This window comes from Phenylobacterium sp. (assembly GCF_044371015.1).
In the GTDB taxonomy this organism is placed as follows: Bacteria; Pseudomonadota; Alphaproteobacteria; order Caulobacterales; family Caulobacteraceae; genus Phenylobacterium.
Window position 1 is genome coordinate 1 of sequence record NZ_JBILUK010000232.1, and the last position, 4,981, is coordinate 4,981.

Sequence of the window (4,981 nt, forward strand, 5' to 3'; positions counted from 1 at the left end):
GAAGAAGGGCGAGCGTCTGGTGCTGGTCACCGACCGGCAGGACGCCGATACAGCGCAGATCGTGGCCTACGCCAAGTCGGTCGGAGCCCCCGAGATCGCCGTGCCCCGCCGCATCCTGAAGGTGCCCGAGATCCCCGTCATGGGCACCGGCAAGACCGACTACGTGGCGCTGCAGCGGATCGTCGACGCGGAGTAGCCGCTCACTCAGATGTGCAGCACCTTGCCGTAGGCGTCGAGGGCGCTCTCGTGCATGGCCTCGCTCATGGTCGGGTGCGGGAAGACCGTGGCGTGGAGGTCGGCTTCGGTGGCTTCCAGGGTCATGGCCAGCGCCAAGCCCTGGATCATCTCGGTGACCTCGTGCCCGATCATGTGGGCGCCGATCAGGGCCCCGGTCGCGCCGTCGAACACCGTCTTGACGAAGCCGTCGGTTTCGCCGGCCGCAATGGCCTTGCCGTTCACGCGGAACGGGAAACGGCCCACCTTCGGGTCGCGCCCCTGCTCCCTGGCCTGGGCCTCTGTCAGGCCGACGCTGGCGATCTGCGGCGTGGTGTAGGTGCATCCGGGGATCGGCGCGGTGAGGTTCGAGGGCTTGAGGCCCGCAATGTGCTCGATGCAGTGCACGCCCTCGTGGCTGGCCTTGTGCGCGAGCCAGGGCGGCCCGGCCACGTCGCCGATGGCGTAGAGCCCGGGAACCCCTGTGCCGCCATGCGCGTCGGTGACGATGTGGGTGCGGTCGATCTTCACGCCGAGCGCTTCCAGGCCCATGTCCTCGACATTGCCGACGATGCCCACCGCCACGATGGCCACCTCGGCCTCCAGCGTTTCAGCCTTGCCGCCGGCCTCGATCTCGACGCTGACGCCGGTCCTGGTCTTGGTCAGGCTCTTCACGCCGGCTGGGACGCGGAACTTGATGCCGCGTTTCTCGAAGGCCTTGTGCGCCGCCTTGGAGACCTCCTCGTCCTCCACCGACAGGATCCGCGGCATCATCTCGACGACCGTAACATCCGATCCTAGAGCCCTGTAGAAGCTGGCGAATTCCATGCCGATAGCCCCCGACCCGATGACCACCATCGACTTGGGCGCCTTCTTCGGGACCAGCGCCTCGCGATAGGTCCAGACCCGCTCGCCGTCGGGCTCCAGGCCGATGGCCGGGATCGTCCGGGCACGCGCGCCGGTGGCCAGGATCACGTGCTTGGCCGTGATCTGCCGGCTGCCCACCACCACGGTCGGGGCAGCAGCGCCCTTCTCCAGACGCGCCGAGCCTTCGATCACCTCGATCCTGTGCTTCTTCATCAGGAACGCGACGCCGGCGTTCAACTGCGCCGCGACCTTGCGGGAGCGTTGCACCACGGCGTCGAAGTCGAAGGCGCGGCCCTGAACCGACAGGCCATAGTCCTTGAGATGATCCAGCGTCTCATAGACCTCGGCGGTCTTGAGCAACGCCTTGGTCGGGATGCAGCCCCAGTTCAGACAGATGCCGCCCAGCTCGCTCCGCTCGACGATGGCGGTCTTGAGGCCGAGCTGGCTGGCCCGGATCGCGGTCACATAGCCGCCCGGTCCGGACCCGATCACCACAACGTCGAAGGCGTCAGCCATCAGAGCAGCCTCTGTATCGCGCCTTCCAGCGCCTTGGGTTCAACGGTGGGGGCGAAACGGCCGACCACCCGGCCCTTCCGGTCGATGAGGAACTTGGTGAAGTTCCACTTGATCCCGGCGCCGAGCACGCCCTTCTTCTGGGACTTGAGCCAGGCGTAGAGCGGATGGGCCTTGGGGCCGTTGACGTCGATCTTCCGCATCAGCGGGAAGTCCACGTCGTAGGTCAGCGAACAGAAGGTCTTGATCTCTTCCGCATCGCCCGGTTCCTGCGCGCCGAACTGGTTGCAGGGGAAGCCCAGGACCACGAGGCCCTTGTCGCGGTGCTTGCGGTAGAGCGCCTCGAGACCGGCGTACTGGCCGGTGAAGCCGCATTGGCTGGCCGTGTTGACGATCAGCAGCACCTTGTCCCGATAGTCGGCGAGCGGCGCGGGCGCGCCGTCGATGGTCTCGGCGGTGAAGTCGTAGATCGTGGTCACCCCCTCGCCCTCAAACGATCATCGTCAGCGGCTCTTCGATCAGCGCCTTGAACGCCGCGAGCCAGCGGGCGCCGACCGCGCCGTCGACCACCCGGTGGTCGCAGGTGAGCGTGACGGACATCACCGAGGCCACGGCGAGTTCATTGCCGCGCACGACCGGCCGCTTCTCGCCCGCGCCGACCGAGAGGATGCAGCCCTGCGGCTCGTTGATGATCGAGGCGAACGACTTGATCCCGAACATGCCGAGGTTCGAGACGCTGAAGGTGCCGCCCTGGAACTCCTCGGGCTTCAGCTTCTTGGTCCGCGCCCGCTCGGCGAGATCCTTGGCTTCCCGCGCGATCTGGGCGAGGCCCTTGGTTTCGGCGGCGCGGATGATCGGGGTGATCAGCCCGCCGGGCACCGCCACCGCCATGGCGATGTCGGCGTGATGGTGCATGGCGATGCCTTCCGGCGTGTAGGAGGCGTTGGCCTCGGGCACCCGCTTGAGCGCCACGGCGCAGGCCTTGATGACAAGGTCGTTGACGCTGACCTTCACGCCCTCGGCCTCGAGCAGCGCGTTGATCCGGGCCCGGGCCGCCAGCAGGCCGTCGATCTCCAGGTCGATGGACAGCGGGAAGTGCGGCACGTCGCGGAAGCTGTCGGTCATCCGCCGGGCCACGGTCTTGCGCATGCCGTCGAGCGGAATCAGGTCGTAGCTGCCGGGCGCGATGCCCATCTGCTCCAGGCTCTGAACCTGACGCGGGGCGGCAGGCGCCGCGACAGCGGCCGGGGCCGGCGCGGGCTTGGAGCCCGGCTGAGCCGCGTCGATATCCGCCTTGATGATCCGCCCGTGCGGCCCGCTGCCGGCGACGCCTGAGAGGTCGATCCCCTTCTGCTCCGCCAGCCGCCGCGCCAGCGGAGAGGCGAAGATCCGGCCTCCGTCCTCCTTGCGGGGCGGGGCTGGAGGCGGAGATGCAGGCTGTGTTTTTGTGGGTGGGGATGCCCCCTCCACCGCCTTCGGCGGTCCCCCTCCCCCGTTGGGGGAGGATGAGGCGGTCTTGTGGTCCCCCTCAGGGGGCGACGCGGCCAGACCCCCCGCCAGCCGGGCGATCACGGTGTTGACCTTCACGCCCTCGGTCCCTTCCGGAACCAGGATGGCCTCGACCACGCCTTCGTCGACGGCCTCGACCTCCATGGTCGCCTTGTCGGTCTCGATCTCGGCGATCACGTCGCCGGACTTCACCGCATCACCCGCCTTCACGAACCACTTGGCGAGGGCGCCCTCTTCCATCGTCGGAGACAGCGCCGGCATCAGGATGTCGGTCATGCGGGGGCGTCCTCGCTGAGGTGGGCCAGGGTGTGGGCGTGGGCTTCCCAGTTGCGGCCATCGAAGGGTTCGACCGTGATGTCGAGCCCGTCCGCATCATCCAGGCAGCGGGCGTTGACGCTCCAGCCGTCGGGATTGGAGCGCGGGCAATAGAAGCTCTTCACCCCGCAGACCGGGCAGAACAGGTGCTTCGCCACGCCGGTGTTGAAGCTGTACTGGGTGAGCCGATCCGCACCGGCGGTGATCCGAAACCGGCTCTCCGGCACGATGACGTGGATGAACCCCACCTTCTCGCACATCGAGCAGTTGCAGCTCTGCGCGACGATCCGATCCGGCAGCGCCGCCTCGAACCGCACGGCCCCGCAGTGGCACCCGCCCGCGCGCCAGGTGGGGGCGCCGTTCATCGGTAGCAAACCGCCTTCGCCGCTGCGACGATGCGCTCCACGGACGGCATCGACAGCACTTCCAGGTTGGCCGCGTAGGGCAGCGGCACGTCTTCCTGGGTGACGCGCATCGGCGGGGCGTCGAGATAGTCGAAGGCCAGCTCCGTCGCCTTGGCGCAGACCTCGGCGCCGACGCCCATGGGGCCCCAGCCCTCCTCGACCGTGACCAGGCGGTTGGTCTTCTTCACGCTTTCGACGACGGTCTCGATGTCCATCGGCCGGATCGTGCGCAGGTCGACCACCTCGGCCTCGATGCCGTCCGCGGCCAGCAGTTCCGCGGCCTGGAGGCAGAAGCCGACCATCCGGGAATAGGCGACCAGCGTGACGCCGGTCCCCTGGCGCCGCACCTTGGCCTTGCCGATCGGCACCACCCAGTCGACGCCGTCCGGCACGTCGAACTCCTGGCCGTAGAGCATCTCATGCTCCAGGAAGACCACCGGGTTCGGATCGCGGATCGAGGCCTTCAGCAGGCCCTTGGCGTCGGCGGCGTCATAGGGCGCGACCACCTTGAGGCCCGGCACGTGGCCGTACCAGGCCGCGTAGTCCTGGCTGTGCTGGGCCGCCACGCGGGAGGCGGCGCCGTTGGGACCGCGGAAGACGATCGAGGTCCTGATCTGGCCGCCCGACATGTAGAGCGTCTTGGCGGCGGAATTGATGATGTGGTCGATCGCCTGCATGGCGAAGTTGAAGGTCATGAACTCGACGATGGGCTTGAGGCCCGCCATCGCCGCGCCGACGCCCAGACCGGCGAAGCCGTGCTCGGTGATCGGCGTGTCGATCACCCGCTTGGGGCCGAACTCGTCCAGCAGGCCGCGGCTGACCTTATAGGCGCCCTGGTACTGCGCGACCTCCTCGCCCATCAGGAATACGTCCGGATCGCGGCGCATCTCCTCGGCCATGGCGTCGCGCAGGGCGTCGCGGACCGTGACCTTGGTGAAGGTGGTTCCGGGGGGAACGTCCGGATCGGGCAGGGTCGCAACGGGAGCCGGAGCTGCGGCCGCCGCCGCGCGGACCGGGTCGCCCTTGGCTTCGGCGCGAGAGGCCGGTGCGGCGTCGCCCCCCTCCACCGCCTTCGGCGGTGCCCCTCCCCCGATGGGGGAGGATGAGGGCGTTTTGTCCTCCCCCTCAGGGGGGGGTGGCCGCGCAGCGGACGGAGGGGG

Annotated in this window: 5 protein-coding genes and 1 pseudogene; 1 reads left to right on the forward strand and 5 read right to left on the reverse strand. The window is 68.6% G+C overall.

Annotated features, from left to right (window positions below; genetic code table 11):
* Nucleotides 1-196 (forward strand): annotated as a pseudogene (locus ACIQ3R_RS15155) (2-acylglycerophosphoethanolamine acyltransferase); the annotation flags it as partial.
* An 8-nt stretch (nt 197-204) separates the two neighbouring features.
* Here ACIQ3R_RS15155 and lpdA read toward each other — a convergent pair.
* The 5 genes from lpdA to ACIQ3R_RS15180 all read right to left on the reverse strand — a co-directional run.
* Complete coding sequence (lpdA, locus tag ACIQ3R_RS15160; protein ID WP_397419696.1) at nt 205-1,596, reverse strand: dihydrolipoyl dehydrogenase; 1,392 nt, start codon at nt 1,594-1,596, stop codon at nt 205-207.
* Nucleotides 1,596-2,072, reverse strand: a complete 477-nt coding sequence (locus tag ACIQ3R_RS15165; RefSeq protein ID WP_397419697.1) for a glutathione peroxidase — start codon at nt 2,070-2,072, stop codon at nt 1,596-1,598. The genes lpdA and ACIQ3R_RS15165 overlap by 1 nt, the downstream gene beginning before the upstream one ends.
* Nucleotides 2,073-2,082: 10 nt before the next feature.
* On the reverse strand, nt 2,083-3,378 hold the full coding sequence (locus ACIQ3R_RS15170) for a pyruvate dehydrogenase complex dihydrolipoamide acetyltransferase (protein WP_397419698.1): 1,296 nt from the start codon (nt 3,376-3,378) through the stop codon (nt 2,083-2,085).
* Entirely contained in the window at nt 3,375-3,782 is a 408-nt protein-coding gene (locus ACIQ3R_RS15175; protein WP_397419699.1) for a GFA family protein, read from the reverse strand. The genes ACIQ3R_RS15170 and ACIQ3R_RS15175 overlap by 4 nt, the downstream gene beginning before the upstream one ends.
* A partial coding sequence (locus tag ACIQ3R_RS15180) for a pyruvate dehydrogenase complex E1 component subunit beta (RefSeq protein ID WP_397419700.1) occupies nt 3,779-4,981 on the reverse strand: 1,203 nt, incomplete at its 5' end. The genes ACIQ3R_RS15180 and ACIQ3R_RS15175, both read right to left, overlap by 4 nt.

Coding starts and splice junctions, on each gene's coding strand:
- lpdA (WP_397419696.1), bottom strand. CDS start 1,596: ATGGCTGACGCCTTCGACGTTGTGGTGATCGGGTCCGGACCGGGCGGC.
- ACIQ3R_RS15170 (WP_397419698.1), bottom strand. CDS start 3,378: ATGACCGACATCCTGATGCCGGCGCTGTCTCCGACGATGGAAGAGGGC.
- ACIQ3R_RS15175 (WP_397419699.1), bottom strand. CDS start 3,782: ATGAACGGCGCCCCCACCTGGCGCGCGGGCGGGTGCCACTGCGGGGCC.